The organism is Synechococcus sp. MW101C3, assembly GCF_002252635.1.
Classification (GTDB): domain Bacteria; phylum Cyanobacteriota; class Cyanobacteriia; order PCC-6307; family Cyanobiaceae; genus MW101C3.
In genome coordinates this window covers 66,498-88,098 of the sequence record NZ_NQKX01000008.1, presented here as the reverse complement: position 1 = coordinate 88,098, position 21,601 = coordinate 66,498, and the positions used below count along the sequence as shown (strand labels likewise).

At 69.5% G+C, this 21,601-nt stretch carries 20 protein-coding genes; 12 read left to right on the top strand and 8 right to left on the bottom strand.

The window, feature by feature from the left end; all coding sequences use genetic code 11:
- Window positions 1-70 precede the first annotated feature (70 nt).
- Genes CJZ80_RS11340 through CJZ80_RS11325 form a run of 4 tightly spaced genes read right to left on the bottom strand, consistent with a single transcriptional unit; the run spans window position 71 to window position 4,892 of the window.
- The gene (locus CJZ80_RS11340; RefSeq protein WP_094513127.1) at window positions 71-1,660 is read right to left on the bottom strand and encodes a YcjF family protein; all 1,590 of its coding nucleotides are present in this window, start codon (window positions 1,658-1,660) and stop codon (window positions 71-73) included.
- Complete coding sequence (locus CJZ80_RS11335; RefSeq protein ID WP_369803045.1) at window positions 1,660-3,843, bottom strand: transglycosylase domain-containing protein; 2,184 nt, start codon at window positions 3,841-3,843, stop codon at window positions 1,660-1,662. Before CJZ80_RS11335 ends, CJZ80_RS11340 begins: the two co-directional genes overlap by 1 nt.
- Complete coding sequence (lspA, locus tag CJZ80_RS11330; RefSeq protein WP_094513126.1) at window positions 3,827-4,303, bottom strand: signal peptidase II; 477 nt, start codon at window positions 4,301-4,303, stop codon at window positions 3,827-3,829. The genes CJZ80_RS11335 and lspA overlap by 17 nt, the downstream gene beginning before the upstream one ends.
- 13 nt (window positions 4,304-4,316) lie before the next feature.
- Entirely contained in the window at window positions 4,317-4,892 is a 576-nt protein-coding gene (locus CJZ80_RS11325; protein ID WP_094513125.1) for a biotin transporter BioY, read from the bottom strand.
- Window positions 4,893-4,953: 61 nt separating this feature from the next.
- Between CJZ80_RS11325 and CJZ80_RS11320 the strand changes: the two genes are divergently transcribed.
- Window positions 4,954-5,217 (top strand): DUF3148 domain-containing protein, encoded by a 264-nt coding sequence (locus tag CJZ80_RS11320; protein ID WP_094513124.1) that lies wholly within the window; start codon window positions 4,954-4,956, stop codon window positions 5,215-5,217.
- Here CJZ80_RS11320 and CJZ80_RS11315 read toward each other — a convergent pair.
- Together CJZ80_RS11315 and CJZ80_RS11310 are read right to left on the bottom strand one after the other, a co-directional pair.
- Window positions 5,163-6,506 (bottom strand): pitrilysin family protein, encoded by a 1,344-nt coding sequence (locus CJZ80_RS11315; protein WP_094513123.1) that lies wholly within the window; start codon window positions 6,504-6,506, stop codon window positions 5,163-5,165. The two genes, CJZ80_RS11320 and CJZ80_RS11315, sit on opposite strands and share 55 nt — an antisense overlap.
- A complete protein-coding gene (locus tag CJZ80_RS11310) occupies window positions 6,503-7,846 on the bottom strand; it encodes a pitrilysin family protein (RefSeq protein WP_233133035.1) in 1,344 nt (447 codons plus the stop codon). The genes CJZ80_RS11315 and CJZ80_RS11310 overlap by 4 nt, the downstream gene beginning before the upstream one ends.
- Before the next feature lie 52 nt (window positions 7,847-7,898).
- Between CJZ80_RS11310 and CJZ80_RS11305 the strand changes: the two genes are divergently transcribed.
- The 11 genes from CJZ80_RS11305 to CJZ80_RS11255 all read left to right on the top strand — a co-directional run bounded on the left by CJZ80_RS11305 (window position 7,899) and on the right by CJZ80_RS11255 (window position 19,449).
- A complete protein-coding gene (locus CJZ80_RS11305; protein ID WP_094513122.1) occupies window positions 7,899-8,642 on the top strand; it encodes a phycocyanobilin:ferredoxin oxidoreductase in 744 nt (247 codons plus the stop codon).
- Window positions 8,585-9,550 carry an HlyD family efflux transporter periplasmic adaptor subunit gene (locus CJZ80_RS11300; protein ID WP_233133034.1) on the top strand — a complete coding sequence of 322 codons (966 nt, stop codon included), beginning with the start codon at window positions 8,585-8,587 and terminating at the stop codon, window positions 9,548-9,550. Before CJZ80_RS11305 ends, CJZ80_RS11300 begins: the two co-directional genes overlap by 58 nt.
- A gap of 16 nt (window positions 9,551-9,566) precedes the next feature.
- Window positions 9,567-10,751: an ABC transporter permease DevC gene (gene devC / locus CJZ80_RS11295; protein WP_094513121.1), complete on the top strand. Its 1,185-nt coding sequence runs from the start codon at window positions 9,567-9,569 to the stop codon at window positions 10,749-10,751.
- A gap of 86 nt (window positions 10,752-10,837) precedes the next feature.
- On the top strand, window positions 10,838-11,533 hold the full coding sequence (locus CJZ80_RS11290) for a DevA family ABC transporter ATP-binding protein (protein ID WP_094513461.1): 696 nt from the start codon (window positions 10,838-10,840) through the stop codon (window positions 11,531-11,533).
- A gap of 220 nt (window positions 11,534-11,753) precedes the next feature.
- The gene (locus CJZ80_RS11285) at window positions 11,754-11,909 is read left to right on the top strand and encodes a hypothetical protein (RefSeq protein ID WP_011129965.1); all 156 of its coding nucleotides are present in this window, start codon (window positions 11,754-11,756) and stop codon (window positions 11,907-11,909) included.
- A 113-nt stretch (window positions 11,910-12,022) separates the two neighbouring features.
- Window positions 12,023-12,955, top strand: coding sequence for a glycosyltransferase family 2 protein (locus tag CJZ80_RS11280; protein ID WP_094513120.1), 933 nt, complete (start codon window positions 12,023-12,025; stop codon window positions 12,953-12,955).
- Between the two features lie 143 nt (window positions 12,956-13,098).
- A complete protein-coding gene (gene rpsB / locus CJZ80_RS11275; protein WP_094513119.1) occupies window positions 13,099-13,812 on the top strand; it encodes a 30S ribosomal protein S2 in 714 nt (237 codons plus the stop codon).
- 62 nt (window positions 13,813-13,874) lie between these two features.
- Window positions 13,875-14,537 carry a translation elongation factor Ts gene (gene tsf / locus CJZ80_RS11270; RefSeq protein ID WP_094513118.1) on the top strand — a complete coding sequence of 221 codons (663 nt, stop codon included), beginning with the start codon at window positions 13,875-13,877 and terminating at the stop codon, window positions 14,535-14,537.
- Between the two features lie 40 nt (window positions 14,538-14,577).
- The gene (locus CJZ80_RS11265) at window positions 14,578-16,155 is read left to right on the top strand and encodes a hypothetical protein (RefSeq protein WP_094513117.1); all 1,578 of its coding nucleotides are present in this window, start codon (window positions 14,578-14,580) and stop codon (window positions 16,153-16,155) included.
- A complete protein-coding gene (recG, locus tag CJZ80_RS11260; RefSeq protein WP_369803056.1) occupies window positions 16,152-18,677 on the top strand; it encodes an ATP-dependent DNA helicase RecG in 2,526 nt (841 codons plus the stop codon). The genes CJZ80_RS11265 and recG overlap by 4 nt, the downstream gene beginning before the upstream one ends.
- Window positions 18,678-18,699: 22 nt before the next feature.
- Entirely contained in the window at window positions 18,700-19,449 is a 750-nt protein-coding gene (locus CJZ80_RS11255; RefSeq protein ID WP_094513116.1) for a M15 family metallopeptidase, read from the top strand.
- Here the strand turns inward: CJZ80_RS11255 and CJZ80_RS11250 are convergent.
- Window positions 19,383-19,760 carry a hypothetical protein gene (locus CJZ80_RS11250; RefSeq protein WP_094513115.1) on the bottom strand — a complete coding sequence of 126 codons (378 nt, stop codon included), beginning with the start codon at window positions 19,758-19,760 and terminating at the stop codon, window positions 19,383-19,385. The two genes, CJZ80_RS11255 and CJZ80_RS11250, sit on opposite strands and share 67 nt — an antisense overlap.
- Window positions 19,754-21,517: an NADPH-dependent assimilatory sulfite reductase hemoprotein subunit gene (locus tag CJZ80_RS11245; RefSeq protein WP_094513114.1), complete on the bottom strand. Its 1,764-nt coding sequence runs from the start codon at window positions 21,515-21,517 to the stop codon at window positions 19,754-19,756. The genes CJZ80_RS11250 and CJZ80_RS11245 overlap by 7 nt, the downstream gene beginning before the upstream one ends.
- Window positions 21,518-21,601: the final 84 nt, after the last annotated feature.

Here is a 21,601-nt window from a genome sequence, read left to right as displayed (position 1 = left end):
CGCGGCCGCTGGGTGGCCATCCTCACCGGGGCGATCTCGATTCTGATCGGGGTGCTCTACCTCGGGCTGATCACGGTGCTCGACGCCCGCGGCCCCCTGCTTCCCCCTCCCCCCGAGGCCCTGGGCGTGGCGGCAGCTGGGGGTCCTTCCGCCGCTGCAACGGCTCCACCACCCGGTTGAAGGCCGCCTGCAGGAAGTCCTTGAGGGCCCCCTCGCGGCGGTTGAGGTCGTAGAGGCGGCGCACCACCTCCTGCATGCCGCCATCACCCCAGTCCTGCCCCTGCTCGAAGTAGGTGAGAAAGCTCTGACCGGCAATGCGGGTGAACCAGGCCGCACTCACCCCCTGCACCGCCTTGCTCACGATCAGCGCCGGCAGGTTGAGGGTGAGGGCGGAGCCGATCAGGGCCAGCCCGCCCTTGATCACGCCAAGACCGGCCAGCGTGCGCCCCACCGACAGGGCCAGATCCTGGCCGGCCTCCCGCGTGAGGGTGACGCCATAGACCTTGCCAAGCTCCACCACCATCTGGGCGTTCACCGCCGCGGTGCCAAGCAGATCCACCACGGGCAGAGGCGTCACCACGAGCACCCCGGCACCGATCCACATGTAGCGATCCACGATGCGTTCGCCGTCGCTGCGGCGCTGGGCGCTGAGCAGGGCCCGGCTGGCCTCGCTCAGCCGGCGGCTCTGCAACAGGATGTTGTCCGCCAGCAGCTCCTCACCGTCCTGATGCAGCACGGTGGCGATCCGTCGCAGCAGGGCATCGATCTCCGGCAGCGGCTGGTGCGGGCGGCCCCCGGGCAGCGGTACCGACTGGGGGGCGGCGCTGGCGGGCAGCACGTCCTCGTCGGCGAGGCGGCCGGAACAGCGGCGGCGCAGCAGCTCAAGCAGGCGGCGCTCCTCCTCCTGGCCGCGCAGATCGCACTTGTTGAGCACCAGCAACAGGCGCTTGCCGAGGCTGGCGAGCGCCTCGAACACCTCCAGTTCAGCGGCGCGCAGGTCGCCGTCGACCACGAAGAGCAGCAGATCGGCGCGGGCGGCCCGTTCCCGCGCCGTGATCTCCCGTTGGCGGCCATCACTGCCTGCTTCCAGAATGCCGGGGGTGTCCACCAGCCGCAGACCGCGGCGCAGTCCCTTGAGCCGCAGGCGGTAGACGCGGCAGTCGCCGGTGGAGCCCATCGCGGCACCCACCTCCCCCACCACTTCATCCAGCAGGGCACGGATCAGGGAGGTCTTGCCGGTGGAGCCGGTGCCGAACACCACCAGCTCGAGATCACCACGGGCCAGCTCCGCCTCCACCCGTTCCCGCTCCTGCCGCAACGCCACGCGCGCCACGTCGTCCCGGACCCGTTCGAGCACCTGATCGATCGCCTGCAGCTGCCGTTCGGCCGCCTCCTGGCGGTTGCCGGGCGCCACGGCCGGCGGTGGCGGCGCTGCCGGCGGGGGGCGGCGGCGCCAGGCCAGCAGCCAGGGGCCGGCAAAGCGGGCCACCAGCAGCACACCACCACCGAGCAACAGCAGGGTGACCGGGCCCACCAGCCAGGCCGGCAGCAGGTAGCTGAGTTGCCAGAGCAGATTGTTGACGGCCTGGATCAGCACGGAGGCCGCCACGACGGCGGCCAGCGCCACCGCCAGCCAGATCCAGAGGCGGAAGCGGGGCATCAGCGCCGGGCGACGGCGGCTGGGGTGCCGCTGGGCGCCGCCCGCATGATGTCGCCCCAGAGGGCAGCGGCCTGGGCGCTGGAGCCACCGGTGGGGCGGTTGTCGTCGTTGCCGAGCCAGATGCCCATCACCATGTGCCGGCGCGGTTCGAAGCCCACGAACACCAGGTCACGCGCCTCGTTGGTGGTGCCGGTCTTGCCACCCTCGTTGCCACCCAGGTAGGCGGCAGTGCCGGTGCCGGAACGCACCACCGCGCGCATCATCCCTTGCATGGCCTTGGCCGTCTGGGGTTTGACCACTTGCCGCCCCGGGCTCACGCTTCTGGCAGTGCGGGCCCGCTGCTCGCGACAGCGGGCGCTGTCGAGGCCGGCACAGGTTTCGGCATCGGTGAGGCGGCGGATGGTGCTGGGCGCATGCCACACCCCGTCGTTGACCACAGCCGCGTAAGCGGCGGTGAGCTCGGTCAGCACCACCTCACTCTGGCCAAGGGCCAGCCCGGGAACGGCATGCAGTGGCGAGGTGATACCGAGGTCTCGGGCCGTCTGCTCGACCGCCTCCAGCCCGACGCGGCGGGCCAGCCGCAGCGCGGCGGTGTTGCTGCTCATCGCGAAGGCCTGCCGCTGGCTGATCGCGCCGCGGCAGGTGCTGGCGAAGGATTGCCCCGCCCAGGTGAGCGGGCCGCAGTCGATGCCATCGCCGGGCTTGGCACCACGCTCCAGCGCCGCCACGTAGGTGAACAGCTTGAAGGTGCTGCCGGGCTGCCTGAGGGCCATGCTGGCCCGGTTGAACTGGCTGCGGCGGTAATCGCGGCCGCCGGCGATCGCCAGCATCCCGCCGCTGCGGCTGTCGAGCACCACCACCGCCCCTTCCGAGGCGCCGCCGCGGGCCAGGGCCCGCCGCAGCTGGCGCTCCACCACCTGCTGCAACGCCGGATCAAAGTGGGTCTCCACCAGGAAGTTGCCCTCCACGGCCACCTCCGCACCCACCAGGGTTTCCAGATCAGCGCGCACCTGATCGGTGTAGAAGGGCGCCGGGCGTCCCTGGCCACTGCGGCAGGCCTTGGGGCCGAGCTGAATCGGCCGGCGGCGGGCCTGGCGGGCCTGATCAGCGCTGATCTTTCCCGTGTCGGCCATCTTGGCGAGCACGGCATTGCGCGCGTCCAGCGCCGCCTGGGGATTGGAGCAGGGATCGTGGCCGTTCGGCGAAGGGAGCAGACCCACCAGCAGGGCCGCTTCATCCAGATCGAGCCTGGCGGTGGGTTTGCCGAAGTAGCTGCGGGCGGCATCCTCGAAGCCCCAGCCCACGCCCAGATACACCCGGTTGAGGTAGCTGAGCAGCAGCTCGCTCTTGCTGAATCGGGCTTCCAGCTGCAGCGCCACCAGCAGCTCGCGCCACTTGCGGGCCAGGGTCTCGCCCTGTCCCACCTGATCGGGGTAGAGGCTGCGGGCCAGCTGCTGGGTGAGTGTGCTGCCCCCCTCCAGCACGCGCCCGCCCAGCAGGTTGGTGACCAGGGCGCGACCGGTGCCGATCGGATCCACCCCCGGATGCCACCAGAAGCGGCTGTCCTCACTGGCCAGCAGCGCATCCCGCAGCACCGGCGGGAAATCGGAGAGGTTCTTGTTCTCGCGGTGTTCGCGCGAATCGGCTGATTGCAGGGGCCGGTTGGCGCGGTCGTAGAGGGCCAGCGGGCCCCGCACCGGCGCCAGGCTGCCGCGCAGCGGCAACTGCAGCGCTGACAGACCCAGCAGCAGCAGGCCGGCCCCGGCAGCGCCCGCCAATGCCAAGGTGCCGGCCCGGGCCAGGCGCAGCAGCCGGGGCATGGGTCGCCGCTGGAACACCAGTTCTGGCAACCCCGGCTCCGAGGGCGGGCCGAGCCGCACCACGTCGCCGTCCCGCAGGAGCAGTGCAGTCACCCGGCTGCCGCGCCAATAGAGGCCGTTGGTGGAGTTGTCATCGCGGATCAGCCAGTCACCGCCCACCTGCTCCAGCAACGCGTGCTGCTTGCTCACCGCCGGATGGTCGATGCCGACCTCCAGGCGGTTATCGCGGCCGATGCGATAGAGGCCGCCGTAGAGCGCCAACCGGCGTGAGGGCTGACCGGGGAGGAACACCTCCAGCACAGCGCCTCCCGCTTCGGGCGGCTGCGCCAGGCGCTGCTTGAGGCGCTCAAGTCCCGCGACCACGGCTCTCCTCCAGCAGGTCGAGCGCCAGGCAGATCACGGCTACGTTGATCGCCACATCCGCCAGGTTGAACACCGGAAAGCGCACCGGCACCAGTTCGAGAAAATCCACCACCCAGCCGAACCGCCAGCGGTCGAGGCCATTACCGAGCGCACCACCCAACAGCGCCCCCACCCCCAGCCACTGCCAGCGGCGCAGGCTGCTCTGGCGATGGATCCACACCCCCAGGCCGATCGCTACCACCAGGCTCACCAGCGCCAGCGCCTTGGTGGAGCCGGTGAACAGGCTGAAGGCGGCGCCGGTGTTGAAGACGAGGCGCAGGCGCAGCAGACCGGGCAGCAACGGGCTGCTGGAGGTGCCGGAGAGGGCCGACAGGGCCCAGGCCTTGCTGGCCTGATCGAGCACCAGCACCACCAGGGCGGTGATCCAGGCGGCGCGGCGGCGATGGCCGGCGAGGCTCATGACGGCCCCCCGTTCACGAGCTGACCAGCAGCAGCCGGCGCAGCGGCACGGCCAGCACCGCCACGGCGCAGCAGAGCATCAGCTGGGGCAGCAGCGGACCGAGGCTGTAGGCGAGCAGCAGATCGCCCAGGCCCCCTCCCCAGCGGCCCACAAGTCCACCGAGCAGCAGGTAGGCGAGGCCGCACAGCTGGATCACCCCCAGGCCGAACAGCGCCGCCCCCATCAGGCGCAGCAGTTCGCCCATGCCGGGCTGGCTGGCCAGGCGGCCGCTCAGCCAGGCGGCCGGGATGAAACCGGCCAGAAAGCCGAAGCCCGGATCGAGCAGGTAGGCCATGCCGCCACCGGTGTGGAACACCGGCAGCACCAGCAGGCCAAGGCTCAGGTAGGCCACCGCCGCCAGCAGGGCCGGCCGTGGGCCGCACACCAGGGCAGTGAGCAACAGGGCCGGCACCTGTGCGGTGACCGGCAGTTCGCGCAGGGCGTAACCCCCATCCACGAAGGGCATGGCAACGGCGACACGGATCAGGCCGCCGCTGATGATCAGCAGAAGTCCGACGATGGCGCCGCTGCAGTTAGCTAAGGCCCGCAAGCAAGGGAGATCTGGTTGGCTCCATCCTGCTGTAGTGGGGGGCAGCTGCACAGCCTTGCCAATGGACGAACCGCCATCCCCTGCCTATGCCGTCGGTGCCCTGGTGCAGCTGGGCGAGCGGCCGGCCTATCTCAAGACCGCCGACCCGATGCCGATGCTGCGACCGCCCGATCTGGTGGACAGCGGAGAGGTGGGTCAGGTGGTGAGCCTCAGAGCACTGGGACAGCTGGCCGTGCGCTTTCGGCGTGGCACCTTTCTGCTGGAGCCCGATCAGCTCTGCGCCGCCGCTGACACGGACCCCACTGCCGAACGCCCCAACGGGTGAGCGGCCCAGGCCCGTTCCGCCATGGCGAGGGCGCCAGCTGGACCGCACAGGCTGAGGCTGGGGGCTGCCAGCAATCTGCGCGCCACTTGCTGCAGGGCGTGGGGGGTGAGCGCTTCGGCGCGGACCACCGCCTCATCGGCGTAGGACCAGGGCAGGCCATGGCCGAGCACCAGCGCCTGGCGATCGGCCACCTGGCCACCCGTCTGGCGGCCAACCGCAGCGGAACCGCGGAACTTCGCGAGGGCGAGCTGCCACTCCGGGAGGGTGAGGGGTTGATCCAGCAGCCGCTGCCATTCGTTCAGCAGCTCGGTGGTGGCCAGCGCCGCCCGCTCGGCTGAACTGGAGAGGTGGCAGACGAACGGGGCGGCCCCGCGGCGAGCCGGCAGGTGCACACCCACGTCGTAGGCAAGGCCGTGCTCTTCGCGCAGGGCCACGAACAGCCGGCTGGACATGCCCACACCGAGATGGCACTGCAGCAGGCGCAGAGCCAGGGAGCGGGGATCGGCCAGGGGCACCGTGGCGGCTCCGAGCATCAGCACCAGCTGCTCGGTGTCCTGCTCCACCGTCACCAGCTCAGGGCCGCCGCAGCCTGCGGGGCCGGCGCCGGGCTGCGGCGCAAAGGTGGTCCAGGGAGAGGGTTCCTGACCCTCATCCGCCACCTCCAGCAGATCCCTCACCGCCTCGGGCGGTTGGCCCGCCATCACCAGCACCGCCCCCTGCGAGCCGAGCCCGGCGGCGGCCTGCGCTAACCGGGGCCGCTCCACGGCGGCGAGCTCATCGTCCACACCCAGGGGGTCATGGCCGTAGCCCCCCTGGCCGTAGAGCTGGCGGCGCAACAGATCGTGGGCCTGCTGGAACGGATCTTCCCGCTGGCGGGCGAGGGTCTGCAGGTTGAGCTGCCGCTCAAGGCTGAGCTGATCCGGCGCCAGCCACGGGCTGCGCACCATGGTGTGCAGCAGCGGCAGCACGGCAGAGGCATCGGCCGTGGCGCACTTGAGGCTGATCACCAGGGCGTCTTCGCTGGCTTCGCAGCGCAGTTCATCGCCGAGGCCCTCCACCAGATCGGCAATCGCCTCGCCACTGAGGTTTCCGCAGCCGCGGGTGAGCAGGCCGGCCAGCAGCTGGGCGCGACCCCGCTCACCGGGCGGGTCGGCAGCGCTGCCGCCCCTGATCCAAAGGCGCGCCGACAGGATCGCCGGGCCAGGGCGCCGGCTCACCCAGACCGGACAGCCGCTGCTCAGGGTGAAGGTGTCAGGCGCCGGCAGGGGGGGGATGGGAGGAATGCTCATGCGGGCAGGGCCAGCACACGGCAGGCGCGCTCAGGGGCGAACAGGGGCAGGATCTCAGCGTGCAGCCGTTGCGGCGTCCAGAGCCGCAACCGTTCGAGCGGCTCCTGCAGGGGCTCCAGCCGCCCCCAGAGGCTCTGGTTGCCGATCAGCCCCGCCACCGGCGAAGCCGCCTCCAGACCAAAGCGATAGCCGTTCGCCACCAGCCGCTGGGCACGCTCCCACTCGCTGGTGCTGGGGGGCGTGGCGCTGAGCTCCTGCCAGACCTTGACGATCTCCGCCTCCACAGCCTCCGCCTGATCGGGTTCGCAGACGGCTTCGAGCAGGGCCAGGCTGCCGGCCTCGAGCACGTTGAGATCGAGGTCAACACTTTCCACCAGGCGCAGATCCTCCCGCAACCGCTGCACCAGACGGCTGCGGCGTCCCTCCGCCAGCAGGGTGGTGAGCAGGTCAGCGCCGGCCGTGGCCTCCAGATCGGCAGCGGCGGGCAGTTGCCACACCATCAGCAGGCGGGCCGCCTCCAGGCGAGGGAGCCGGAGGGTGTGGCGGCCGGGCTGCAGCGCGAGGACTGGGGCAGGAGCGGCTGAGGGCGCAGAAGCAGGGGCCGATGGAGTGGCTGGTGTGGTGGTAGCAGGGGGCTCGCCGGGTCCGGCACTGGCGGAGAGGCCTGCAGGATCAGCCAGGTCGGCCAGGGCGCTGCCCGCCACCATGGCCTCGAGATCCAGTCCATCGAGGGCACCGGCCACCGCCAGGCTGCAGGCGCTGGGCCGGTAGCCGCGCCGGTGGAAGGCAGCCATGCGCTCGGGGTTGTGGCGGGTGAGGGCCTCGCGCTCACCGAGAATCGCCAGTCCGTAGGCATGACCTGGGCAGGCCAGCGCCAGCAGCCGCTGAAAGGCCACGTCCTCCGGCTGGTCTTCGCTCTGGGCGAGTTCTTCGAGCACCACCTGGCGCTCCATGTCGAAATCGGAGGCCTCCAGGCGCGGGTGCAGCACCAGATCCAGCAGCAGATCGAGGGCTTCCGCCGCCGCCGCCGGTGGAATCAGCACGTGGTAGTGAACGTCATCGAAGCCGGTGGCGGCATTGCTGCTGCCGCCGAGCGCCTCGATGCGCTGATCGAACGCTCCAGGGGCAAGGGTTTCGCTGCCCTTGAACACCATGTGCTCGAGGAAGTGGGCCAGGCCGGATTCGGCCGCCTGCTCGCTGGCGCTGCCGGCGCGGCACCAGAAATCCAGGCAGACCACCGGCGCCTGCTCCTGCCGCACACTCACCACCGGAACGCCGTTCTGGAGATGGAAGGCCTGGGGCGTCGGCAGGGCCTCATGCAGGGCAGGCAGGGAGCTCAACGGTTCAGATCCTGGCCGTGGGAAGATCAGCATTCTGCTGGCTGAGGCTGCATTGGCGAGCGCCACGATCCCAGCCACCGGCGGGGTGCACCCCTTGGTGGACACGCTGGCGGCAGCGATCCGCAGCAGCTGGCAGGCGCTGCCAGAGCTGGAGCCGCTGGCGATCGCCGACGACCTGGAGGCGATCAGCGGCAGCCTCGATGGCGAGCGGCTGTTCATCCACAACGAGCTGCGCCGCTGCCGCGGCCTGCGCAAGCTGCATCTGGAAACCGCCAGGCTGGGGGCCGGTCTGCAGATCCTTCACTGCGTCTACTTCCCTGATCCCCGCGTCGATCTGCCGGTGTTCGGCGCCGACATCGTGGCCGGGCCGGCGGGGGTGTCCGCCGCGATCGCCGATCTCTCCCCCACCCGCGGTGCGCTGCCGGAGGGCATCGCCGGGGCCCTGGCGGCCCTGCCGGTGCATCCCTTCAGCCAGCCACGGGAGCTGCCGCCCTGGGGCACGATCTTCTCGCCCTACGTGCGGTTCGTGCGCCCGGCAACCGCCCAGGAGGAGGGCTGGTTCATTGAAGAAGTGCAGGGCTTTCTGGCGGTGCTCTCGGCCGCAGCCCAGGCCGCCCACTTTCAATCCTGGGACGATCCAGCTACGGTTGCCCGGTATCACGGTCAGCTGTCGTATTGCCAGCAACAGAAACGAAACGACAAGACGCGGCGGGTGCTGGAGAAGGCCTTCAGCCCAGCGTGGGCCGACCGGTACATCGAGGAGCTTCTGTTCGACGATCCGCCGGAGCTTCCCTGACTCCCGGCCGTCCCCGCGCCCTGCGCCTCGCGATCGCGGCGCTCGTGGTGGCGGGCGTGGCTGCGGTGGCCTGGCAGTTCCGCCCGAAGCCGGCCCCCACGCCGGCACCCGTCGCCAGCAGCCGGCCTGCCGTGGTGGATGCCATTTCGGCGCTGGGCCGGCTCGAACCGGCCGGTGACATCCGCAATCTGGCGGCACCGATGTCGGAGATGGGCGGCAGCCCCCGCATCTCCGAGCTGCTGGTGCAGGAGGGCGACAGCGTGGCGGCGGGGCAGTTGCTGGCGCGCTTCGACAATCGCCCTTCGCTGCTGGCCCGGCGCAGCCTGGAGCGCAGCCGCATCGCCAACTTGAACCGCAGGGTCGCCGTGCTGGAGCGTGAAGTGAACCGCTACCGCCAGCTCGCCCGCAATGGCGCCGTCGCTGCCTCCGAACTGGAAACGCGCGAACTCACGCTGCTGGAGCTGCAGGGCAACCTGCGTGAAGCCCTTGATCAGATCGCACGCACCGAAACCGATCTGGTGAACAGTGAGTTGCGTGCTCCGATCAGCGGCACCGTTCTGAACGTCGAAGCCCGGGCGGGCGAGCGGCCCGGCGACAAGGGCATCCTCCAGATCGGTGCCAGCGACCGCATGGAAGTGGTGGCCGAGGTGTACGAGAGCGACATCCGCCGGGTGAAGCTCGGCCAGACCGCCAGCATCAGCAGCGAGAACGGCGGCTTCGATGGCAGCCTGCGCGCCCGCGTGATCCGGATCAGTCCGCAGGTGCAGCAGCGGGAGGTGCTCGCCACCGATCCCACCGGCGATGCCGACGCGCGGGTGGTGGAGGTGCGGCTCGCGCTGGATCCGGCCGATACCGCGAAGGTGCGCAACCTCACCGGAACCAAGACGATCATCCGCTTCGACCCATGAGCCGGAGCCTGCCGTGATGCGCGTCCCCTTGCTCGGGGATCTCTGGGCCGCCCGGCGCATCCCCCTGGCCTGGCTGCTGCTCACCCGTCAGCCCATGCGGCTGCTGGTGGCGCTGGCGGGGATCAGCTTCGCGGGCATCCTGATGTTCATGCAGCTGGGCTTCCGCGACGGCCTGTTCGACGCCAGCATCACAATCCACCGGCTGTTCGACGCCGACCTGGTGCTGATGAGCCCGCGCACGATGAGCTCGATCAGCATGTCGAGCTTTCCGCGCCGCCGGCTCGTGCAGGCCCTCGGTGACCCTGCGGTGCAGGGGATCACCCCGGTGCACTGGAGCTTCCTGCTGTGGCGCAACCCTGAAACGCTCGCCACCCGTCAGATCCTGGCGCTTGGCTTCGAGCCGAACGATCCGCTGTTCACCGACCCGGGCCTGGCAGCCAAGGCGAAGCTGCTCACCCAGCGCGACCGGGTGCTGTTCGATGAGGCCTCAAGGCCGGAGTTCGGACCGGTGGGTCCGTGGTTCCGCGAAGGGAAGACGGTGGAAACCGAGGTGGATGGCAAACGGGTGCGGGTGGCAGGCCTGGTGGCCCTGGGCCCCTCCTTCGGCGCCGACGGCAACCTGATCACCAGCACCGAAACTCTGCTGCGGCTCAAACCCAACACCCCGCCGGGGGCGATCGAACTGGGCCTGATCCGCCTTCGGACCGGCGCTTCCCCAGAGGTGGTGCAACAGCGGTTGCGGGAGCGGCTGCCCGCCGACGTGACGGTGTTCACCAAGCAGGAGTTCGAGGAAGCCGAGAAGGACTACTGGCGCACCAGCACCGCGATCGGGTTCATCTTCACGCTCGGTGCCGCCATGGGCTTCGTGGTGGGCTGCGTGATCGTCTATCAGATCCTCTACAGCGACGTCAGCGACCACCTGCCCGAGTACGCCACCTTGATGGCGATGGGCTACCCGCTGGTGACCCTGCTGGGGGTGGTGGCCCGGGAGGGCATCCTGCTGGCCGTGCTCGGCTATGTGCCGGCCTACGCCGCCGGCACCGGCCTTTACCACCTGGTGCGCTCCGCCACGCGCTTGCCGGTGGGGATGGAAGCCAGCCGCTCCCTGTTGATCTTCGGCCTGATCCTGGTGATGTGCATGGGCTCCGCAGCCCTGGCCATGCGCAAGCTCGGCGATGCCGATCCTGCCGAAATCTTCTGAGCCCTGCGCCGATGTCCCCCGTCACCAGCACCGTCACGAGCCCAGCCGACTACGGCAGAGCCGATGCCGGCGCCAACGCCTCGGCCATGGTGGAGATCAGCGGCCTCTGCCATTCCTATGGCAAGGGAACGATGCGCCGGCAGGTGATCCAGAACGTGGATCTGCGCATCGACCCGGGCGAAGTGGTGCTGCTCACCGGCCCGTCGGGATGCGGGAAAACCACGCTGCTCACGCTGGTGGGGGCGCTGCGCCAGGTGCAGGAGGGCCACGTGCGTGTGCTGGGCCAGGCCTTGGAGAACAGTGGCCGCGGCGAGCGACAGCGATTGCGGCGCCGCATCGGCATGATTTTTCAGGGCCACAACCTGTTGCGTTGCCTGACGGCCGAGCAGAACGTGCAGATGGGGGCGGATCTGCTGCCGGGGCTTGGCTACCGCGCCCGCCGCGACCAGGCCCGCGAATGGCTGCGGGCCGTGGGGCTCGGCGATCACCTGGGCAAGTTGCCCCACGACCTCTCGGGCGGTCAGAAGCAGCGGGTGGCGATCGCCCGGGCCCTGGCCACCCATCCACGCCTGCTGCTGGCGGATGAACCCACCGCCGCCCTCGACAGCCAGAGCGGCCGCGAGGTGGTGGAACTGCTGAAGCGCCTGGCGCGCGAGCAACAGTGCGCCGTTTTGATGGTCACCCACGATCCGCGCATCCTTGATGTAGCCGACCGGCTCGTGAAAATGGAAGACGGTCGCCTGTCGTCCGCGCCACTGGCGATCGCTGCGACAGCGCACTGAGGGGGCCCGGAAGCTGCGCTCCAGCGGAGCAGCTGACTACAGCTGTGAGCTGCGGCGGTGAACTGCTGCCATGAGCTTCAGCTGAGCTGCCGCAGTGAAACTGGGCCGTCTGAAACGACGGCGATCCAGGGCCGTGCGAAAGGGCAGTGCTGACTAGGCGGGCTGAAGCCGCTCGGAACCCATTGGCTAGAGTGAACGATCTCCCGTACCCAGGTCGTCCATGGCGAAACGCCGGAACCTCAAAAAGGAAAAGCAGGAACGTAACCGCTCCTACGCCCGCAAATTCAAGAAGCGCAAGCTCCGCAACGACGGTCGCGGTGAAGGTGCCGGCAACGGTGTCACCGGCACCGCCAACAACGGTGGCGCCGCCGACTGAGCCGTCGCGCCACGCCCCTTGATCAATGGAAAGGGATCCTGCGGGGTCCCTTTTTTTGCCTCTCGATTCGCCCTCCCCTCCGGCTTCCCCCGTCCTCCCTTCGTTTCAGGCGCATGTTTCTCAGCGTCGTCATTCCCACCTACAACCGCCGGCCCATCCTCGAGAAGGCACTCACCGCGCTGGAGCAGCAGCGGCTCGGAGCCCCGATCGAGGCCTACGAAGTGGTGGTGGTCGACGACGGCTCCACCGATGACACCCCCGCCTGGCTGCGCCAGGAGGCCGGCCGCTTCCCCCACGTGCGGCTGGTGGAACAGGACCATGGCGGTCCGGCGGAAGGGCGCAATCGGGGCGTCGCCCATGCCCGCGGCGATGTGATCGTGTTCATCGACAGCGACCTGGTGGTGAATGACGGCTTCCTGCTGGCCCATGCCGAGGCCCTGGTCGCCTACTGGGAGCGGCACGGCCACCGCCGTTGCTTCACCTACGGCGCGGTGATCAACACCTCCAACTTCGAGGACCCGCGCAGCGAACCCCACAAGCTCAGCGATCTCTCGTGGGCCTACTTCGCCACCGGCAATGTGGCGATCGACCGGGCACTGCTGGAGCAGGCTGGCCTGTTCGATACCGGCTTCCGGCTCTACGGCTGGGAAGACCTCGAACTGGGCGAACGGCTAAGGCAGCTCGGGGTGGAGCTGGTGCGCTGCCCTGAAGCGGCGGGGTATCACTGGCATCCGGCCCTGCGCCTGGAACAACTGCCCGATCTGGTGCGCATCGAGCAGGAACGGGCGCGCATGGGCCTGGTGTTCTACCGGAAGCACCCCACCCGCAGGGTGCGCTTCATCATCCAGTTCACCTGGTTGCACCGGCTGCTGTGGGAGGTGCTCACCCTCGGCGGGCTGGTCAACGAACGCACGCTGCGGCCCCTGCTGGCCTGGTTGATCCGCCGCGGCCAGCCGGGGCTGGCGATGGAGCTGCTGCGGCTGCCACTCAACCGGCTTGGCGTGCGGGCTCTTTACCGGGAAGCAAGGGCCGCAGGGCTGCGCTGAAGGCCCGTTTGGTAATTTGAGTGGTCCCCACAAACCGCACACCTGTCCGTTTCGGGTGTTCACACGATCAAGGGCGCCTCTTTCTCGAGTCGCTTCGTGCTGAACCCAGGCAGGTGGAGGCGAACCCGAAACCCTCCCCACCCATGGCTGTCGTAACCCTCTCCGAAATGATGGAGGCGGGTGCCCACTTCGGGCACCAAACCCGCCGCTGGAATCCCAAGATGTCGCGTTACATCTATTGCGCGCGCAACGGGGTCCACATCATCGACCTCGTGCAGACCGCCGTCTGCATGAACAACGCCTACAAATGGACCCGCAGCGCCTCGCGCGCTGGCAAGCGGTTCCTGTTCGTGGGCACCAAGAAACAAGCCTCCGAAGTGATTGCCCAGGAGGCTGCCCGCTGCGGCGCCGCCTACGTGAACCAGCGCTGGCTGGGTGGCATGCTCACCAACTGGAGCACGATGCGCGCCCGCATCGATCGCCTCAAGGATCTGGAGCGGATGGAGTCTTCCGGCGCCATCGCCATGCGGCCGAAGAAGGAAGCGGCCGTGCTGCGGCGCGAACTGGAGCGGCTGCAGAAGTATCTGGGTGGTCTGAAGAACATGCGCCGCCTGCCGGATGTGGTTGTGCTGGTGGACCAGCGCCGCGAAACCAACGCCGTTCTGGAGTGCCGCAAACTCGACATTCCCCTGGTGTCGATGCTTGACACCAACTGCGACCCCGACCTGGCCGACGTGCCGATCCCCTGCAACGACGACGCCGTGCGTTCCGTGCAGCTGGTGCTGGGCCGCCTGGCCGATGCGATCAACGAAGGTCGCCATGGTGCCCAGGAACCCCGCGACGACGACGAGGGCTGAGGCCCTCCTCCGCCTCCCTCAGCCTCTTCACTCCCTCTCCCTTCTCCCCCTCCGTTTCTGTCATGGCTGAGATTTCAGCAAAGCTCGTCAAGGAACTGCGCGAAAAAACCGGCGCAGGGATGATGAACTGCAAGAAGGCACTGGCCGAAAACGCCGGTGACATGACCAAGGCCGCCGAATGGCTGCGCCAGAAGGGCATTGCCACTGCGGAGAAGAAAGCCGGCCGTACAGCAGCGGAAGGGGCGATCGGCAGCTACATCCACACCGGCGCTCGCGTCGGTGTGCTGCTTGAACTCAACTGCGAAACCGACTTCGTCGCCCGCGGTGATGTGTTCCAGGAGCTGCTGCGCAACGTGGCGATGCAGATCGCCGCCTGCCCCAACGCCGAATACGTGAGCACCGAGGAGATCCCCCCGGAAATCGTCGAGCGCGAGAAAAGCATCGAAATGGGCCGCGATGATCTTGCCGGCAAGCCCGACAAGATGAAGGAGAAGATCGTCGAGGGACGCATCGGCAAGCGGCTCAAAGAGCTCGCGCTGCTGGAGCAACCCTTCATCAAGGACAGCGCGATCACTCTGGCCGAACTGGTGAAGCAGGTGGCCGGTCAGGTCGGTGAAAACATCCAGGTGCGGCGCTTCACCCGTTACACCCTGGGTGAGGGCATCCAAGTCGAAGCCAGCGATTTCGCCGCTGAAGTGGCGGCCATGAGCGGCCCGAGCGCTTGAGCGGCTCCGCCGGAGTCCTCCTCTCCGTGGAGTGTCAGCCTTGGAATCCAGCGCCACGGCACTGACGGAAGCCCAGGCCCACCTGCACCAGCTGCGCCAGCGCATGGAGCAGAGCAATCAGGCCCTGTATCGGGATCTGGCCCTCTACCTCCAGGTGCTGAGGGCCGGCTTGCCGCAGGCAGTCCTGCAGGCCACCTTTCACCTGGCCACCCAGGTGGTGCCGGCGCGCTACACGGCGCTCGACACCGCCGAGCGGCTTGGACTGCAGCAGCGCCTGCAGCAACTGGTGCAGCGCTGCAACGCTCTGCTCACGGTGGAGCAGCTGATCGTGCTGGCACGCCAGGTGCGCTCTGAACAGCAGCGCCTGCGGCGGCGGGAGCAGCGGCGTCTGCTGGCCGCCATGGCTGCTGCCGCTGGGGAAGCTACAGAGTCTTCCCATGGCGATGACACCCCTGGCCCATCCGGCGACGGCTCTGGCCAAGACTCCGGCCAGGCGATGGGCTTGCCCCGCGGTTCCGTGCAGCTGGGCATGGATCTGCCGCTCAGTGCCGATCTGTTCGCCGCCGGCCTGCCGGGCCTGAGCGGGCTGTCCGGCCTGGCCGCGCTCACCAGCGGCAGCGAGGGGGAAGGCGGCCGCGCCGCTGCGTACGGCGGCGGCGACACGGAGGACGAGGATGAGGACGACGCAGACGAAGACGACGCGCACAGCGGCCACCACGATCCAGACGGCACCGATGCGGACGACGGGCAGAGCTACGACGCCCAGAGCTACGACGACGCAGACGAAGACGACACCGACGATGACGCTCTCATCGACGCCGGCCCCGAAGATGACGACGCTGACCCAGACGGTGTAGGCCGAAACGACGACGTCCGAAACGATGGTGGCCGCAGCCACCGCCGGCACAGAAACCGCTCAGGCGGCAGCCAGGGAGATCGTGCCGCCACTCAGGCCGCCAGTGGTTTCGACGCCGGCGGCGAACCCGCCCATGTGTTCCAGGCGCTGTTCGCGATGGCCAGCGAGGCGATGGGGCGCCTGCCTGCTCCGGCCAGGGACACCGACAACGACGGCGATCAGGATCTCGATGACGACAGCGAGGGGAGCGCCGTATCAGCGTCCGCCTCGCCTACCGGCCCAGACGACAGCAGCGAGGCGCCCTATCTGTTGCCGCGCCAGCCGCTGGAGCTGCTGCACTGGTGGGGCGCCTTCGACCTCGCCCTGCAGCGGCGTCTGCGCAATCTCTCGCACGCGATCAACCTCGAATTGCTGCGCCTGGGCCTCACGCGCAGCCTGCTGCCGGCGAGCCTGCTGGATGCGGTGCTGCGCGGGCAGATCGAAGCACTGCCGGCTCCCGCCAACCTGCTGCGCCTGTCTCTGCCCTTCAGCACCGATGGCATGGCCACGCCGATGGAAGCGTTCGGTCTGCTGCTGCGCGGCCCTGATCTCGAGGCTGAGCAGCCGCGGCTGCGCACCAGCCGGCGCCGGCTGGAAGAGCGGCGCAGCGAACTGCGCACGGTCGCCCGGAACTACCGACACTGGCAGCGGCGCACCCTCGCCCTGGAGGCGGAGCAGCAGTGGTTGCAGGACAGTCGGATGGCAGGTCCGGTTCAGCCCTGACCCCGGGCTCGCCAGCGGGCGATTGGCTGGCCACCCTGCAACAGGCCCTGAGGGTGGAGGCGGAACGCGGTTTCGGCGACCTGCAGGGCCGCCACGAGTGCTTCAGCGCCTTCCTGGCCCGCAGCTGCCGCCAACCACCGGACGGCCTGACCCAGCGACCGGACGATCAACGCGCCCTGGCCGAGCTGGCTGCCGGCTTTGAGGGCTACAGCGGCCTCAGCCCCGCCCGCCGGCAGACCCTGGTGCGCCAGTGCCGCGAGCGGCTGCATGCCCTGCGCCGCTCCTTCGACCCACCGACCACCGTGGCGCCGCCACGGCTGCCGCGGCGCGAGGCGCCCGCGCCTGCGGCGGGCAGCAGAGGTGCAACCAGCGGCGATGCACGCACCAGCGGCGTAAGCAAGGGCCAGGCGGCCATCGAACCCGACACGCCGCTGGGGGCGATCCGTGGCATCGGCGCCAAGACCGCCACCCAGCTCGCCGCCATGGGGTTGCTGCTGGCCCGTGATCTGGTGCGCCACTACCCCCGCGACTACGTCGATTACGCGAACCTGGCGCGGATCGGTGCCCTGCGCGCCGGCGAGACGGCCACCGTGGTCGCCACGGTGAAGCGCTGCCATGCCTTTGCCAGCCCGCGCAATCCCAACCTCTCGATCCTGGAGCTGCAGCTGCAGGACATCACGGGCCGGCTGCGGGTGAGCCGGTTTCTGATCGGCAAGCGCTTCAGCACGCCGGGTTGGCTGAAAGCCCAGCAACGTCAGTTCCCGCCCGGCTGCACGGTGGTGGCCAGCGGCCTGGTCAAGGACTCGCCCTACGGCCCCTGCTTCCAGGATCCGCTGATGGAGGTGCTGGAGCGACCGGATGCGCCGCTGCGCTCCGATCGCATCGGCCGGCTGCTGCCGGTCTACGCGCTCACCGAAGGCCTGAACGCCGAACGCTTGCGGCAGGCCCTGCGCGTCGTGCTGGAGGCGGCGGTGCGTTGGCCCGATCCCCTGCCGGCCGGTCTGCGCCAGCGGGAAGCACTGATGGGCCGTGGGGAGGCGCTGCAGGGGTTGCACGATCCCCGCGACCGGGATCATCTGCAGGCCAGCCGTCACCGGCTGGTGTTCGATGAGTTTCTGCTGCTGCAGTTGCGGCTGCTGCAGCGACGCCTGCAGCAGAGCCGCCGGCCCTCCACGCCACTCTCGGTGAACACGGGCGCCGGCAGCCTGGTGGGCGGCTTCCTGGCGCTGCTGCCCTTCCCCCTCACCGCCGCCCAGCAGCGGGTGCTGGCGGAGATCCGCGCCGACATGGCCCGGGGCCAGCCGATGGCACGCCTGGTGCAGGGGGATGTGGGCAGCGGTAAGACCGTGGTGGCCATTGCCGCCCTGCTCACGGCGATCGAAGCCGGTTGCCAGGGGGCCTTGATGGCTCCCACCGAAGTGCTGGCCGAGCAGCATGCCCGCAAACTCGGCGACTGGCTGCCCCAGCTGCATGTGCGCGCGGCGCTGCTGACCGGCTCCACTCCGCAGCGGCGGCGCCGTGAGCTGCTGCAGGACCTGGCGAACGGCCAGCTGCAGCTGCTGGTGGGCACCCACGCCCTGCTGGAGGATCCGGTGCAGTTCGCCCGGCTCGGTCTGGTGGTGGTCGATGAGCAGCACCGCTTCGGGGTGCGGCAGCGCGACAGGCTTTTGGGGAAGGATGTCCAGCCCCACCTGCTCACCATGACCGCCACCCCGATCCCCCGCACCCTGGCGCTTTCGGTGCACGGAGATCTCGAGGTGAGCCAGATCGATGCGTTGCCTCCCGGCCGCACCCCCATCCGCACGCGGCTGCTGCGCAGCGGGGAGCGCCAGGAGGCCTACCGGCTGATCGCCGAGCAGGTGGCACTGGGGCAGCGGGCCTATGTGGTGCTGCCGCTGGTGGAGGAATCCGAGAAGCTCGACCTGCGCTCGGCGGTGGAGGTGCACCGCCAGCTGAGCGAGGAGGTGTTCCCGCAGCTGCGGGTGGGGCTGCTGCACGGCCGCATGGCCAGCAGTGAGAAGCAGGAGGCGATCACTGCCTTCGCCAGCGGCGCCTGCGATGTGCTGGTGGCCACCACGGTGGTGGAGGTGGGTGTCGACGTGCCGGACGCGAGCGTGATGGTGATCGAGCACGCCGAGCGCTTCGGCCTGGCCCAGCTGCATCAGCTGCGGGGGCGGGTGGGCCGCGGTGCCGCCGCCTCCCACTGCCTGCTGATCAATGACAGCCGCAACGCCGAAGCCCGTCAGCGGCTGGAGGTGCTGGTGCGCAGCAGCGACGGCTTCGAGATCGCCGAAATGGACCTGCAACTGCGGGGCCCCGGGCAGGTGCTCGGCACGCGCCAATCGGGGCTGCCCGATCTGGCCCTGGCCAGCCTCACGGAGGATGGCGCCGTGCTGGAACAGGCACGGGCCGTGGCGCAGGGGCTGCTGGCGGCGGATCCGGAGCTGCAGCGGCACCCGGGCCTGGCCCTGGCCCTGGCCGAACAGCGCCAGCGGCAGGCGGAAGCGGCTCGCTTGAATTGAGCCTGTCCCCTGGTCTGCCGCCGTGCCGCGTCCCTGGAGCTCGGTCCCGATCGAAGACAACGGCGAACCGCTGATCCCACTCCCCCCCGAGCTGCTCCGGCTCGAGCCTCACCCTTATGCGGCTCTCGGGGCCCCCTATGGCCAGGCCGGCTGCCCCTTCCGCCTGCGCCAGGGGGTGGTGGAGCGTCTGCTGCAGGCTCAGGACGCCCTGCAGCAGCAGCAGGATGGCTGGCGGCTGGCCGTGTTTGATGCCTGGCGGCCGCTGGCGGTGCAGGCGTTCATGGTGGAGCACGCACTGCGGGAGGAATGCCGAGCCCGTGGGGTGGATCCCGAGCGGCCGGGGCCGGAGCGCGAGGCCGTGGCCGCAGAGGTGGGCCGCTTCTGGGCCCCGCCCAGTGCCGATCCAGCCACACCGCCGCCGCACAGCACAGGGGCAGCCGTGGATCTCACCCTGGCCGGGCCGGCAGGCGCGCTGCTGGGAATGGGCGGGGACATCGATGCGATCGGCGCGGTCTCAGAGCCTGGGCACTTCGCCGACGCTGCCGCAGAGGATCCCACCGGCCCAGCGGCGAGCTGGCACCAGCGACGGCTGCTGCTGCAGGCGGTGATGGCGGCAGCTGGGTTCAGTCAGCACCCCAACGAGTGGTGGCACTTCAGCCATGGTGATCAGCTGTGGGCCTGGCGCAGCGGCGCTGCGCAGGCCTGCTACGGGCGCTGGACAGGCGCTGGGTCTGGAGAGGGCACGGTGGCGGTGGGCAGCGGCATCAGCTGAAACTCGCGCCAGATCTGCTCCGCCTCCGGCCGGCTGAGATGGCCGAGAGCGGCGCAGCGTTTCAAGGTGGCCTCGCCCATCTCCAGTTGCACCTCCCGCAGGCGGGCCAGCACCTTCGGTGGTTGGCTGGCGAACTGGTTGAGCTGGCGCCGGTAGGCGGCCAGCAGGTTGTCGCGCTTGCAGGTGAGGGGATCCGGCTCGAACGTCTGCACCGGGACGGCAGGTGTGCGTCGGTCCTGGCTGAGGGCTGCGGGCCCGGCCATGGACAGGGCGGCGAGCACAAGAGCGAGCCGCAGCGGCCGGATCAACATCCGACCAGGGCCTCACGCACGGCCACATCACCCAGCTGGGCCACGTGCTCACCGAAGCTGCGCCGCCCACCGGCCGCCTTCCAGCCCCGCAGCAGGGGTTCAAGGGTGCTCTCCAGTTCCGCCAGGGGCATCCGCTCCAGGAAGGGACTGGCCAGACGGGTGAGGTTGGGGGTGCCCCCCAACCAGAGCTGGTACTGCTCCACGCCGCTGCCCACCAGACCGATCTCCGCCATGTAGGGGCGGGCGCAACCATTGGGACAGCCGGTCATGCGCACGAGCACGGGTTTCTCGATCTCCAGGCGCCGCAGCAGGGCATCGAGGCGATCGAGCACCTCAGGAAGGATGCGTTCCGATTCGGTGATGGCCAGACCACAGGTGGGCAGGGCCGGGCAGGCGATCGCATGGCGGGCCAGCAGATCGGGAGCTTCGGGGGCCTGGAAGCCGAGCTCCGCCAGGGCGGAGCGCACCGAACTGCGCTGGGGGGTGCCGATGTTGCAGAGCAGCAGGTCCTGGTTGGGAGTGAGCCGCACCTCCAGCTGGTAGGTCTCCACCAGCTTTCGCAGCCCCTGCTTGCGCTCGCCTTCGAGGCGGCCACAGAGCAGGGGCAGGCCCACGAACCAGAGATTGGCGCTCTGGCGATGCCAGCCCAGGTAGTCGGCGAGGCGGGGGGTGGGCTCGTTCTGCAGGCCGCGGATCGGATGGGGGAAATAGCGCTTGAGCTCCTGCTTGAACCAGGCGATTCCCCGGTCGTGGATCAGGTACTTCATGCGGGCGTGGCGCCGCACCTGGCGGTCGCCGTGGTCGCGCTGCAGGGCAGCGATCGCCTGGACGAGATCGAGCACATGCTCGGCAGCCACGTAGCCGAGCGGATCGGCAGTGCGCGCAAAGGTTTCGTCCTTGTTATGGGTGCGGCCCATGCCCCCACCCACGTAGGCGTTGCAGCCCCTGAGGCGCCCACTCGGATCGGTGAACACCACCAGGCCGATGTCCTGGGTGAGCAGATCCACGGAGTTGTCGCCCGGCACCGTGACGGCCACCTTGAACTTGCGCGGCAGGTAGGTGCCGCCGTAAAGGGGCTCGGAGGCATCACCGCTGAACAGGGCTCCTTCGCGCTGGCGCTCGCGTGCCTCACGCACCGGCTTGTCGGGCTTGAAGCGGTAGCTGTGATCCCCTTCCACCCAGAGGTCGAGATAGGAGCCCTCGGCGGCCTCCGGCGACAGCAGATCGGCGATCTGATCCGCCAACCGACGCGCGGCGGGGTAGCCCCCCTTCTCGAAGGGGGCAGCGGGGGCCATCACGTTGCGGTTGATGTCACCGCAGGCCGCCAGCGTGGAACCCAGCGCGCGCACAATCGTGCCGATCACCTCGCGCAGATCGGCCTTGGCGATGCCGTGCATCTGGAAGGCCTGGCGGGTGGTCACCCGCAGCGTGCCGTTGCCGAGGTTGTTGGACAGGTCGTCCATGGCCAGATAGAGCGGCACCGGGATGCGCCCGGCGGGGCTGCGTAGCCGCAGCATCATTTGCCAGTCCTTTTCACGGCCCTTCTGGCGGTTGTCGCGGTTGTCCTGCTGATAACTGCCGTGAAACTTGAGGATCTGGACGGCGCCGTCCGTGAAGAACGGCTTGTCGTTCTCCAGTTCGGTGGCCAGCGGCTCCTTGAGATGGCCGCTGGCCGCCTTGAGCAGCTCGAACTTGGTGGGTGGCAGGTCGTTGGCAGTCGCTGGTTGCCCAGCCGTTGATTGCCCAGTGGCAGCCAACGGTTGCCCTGCTGCAGGCTTGGTGGATCCACCCTCTGAAGGGCCGCCCTCAGCCTCCCGTTCCCCCACGGACTTGCGAACACG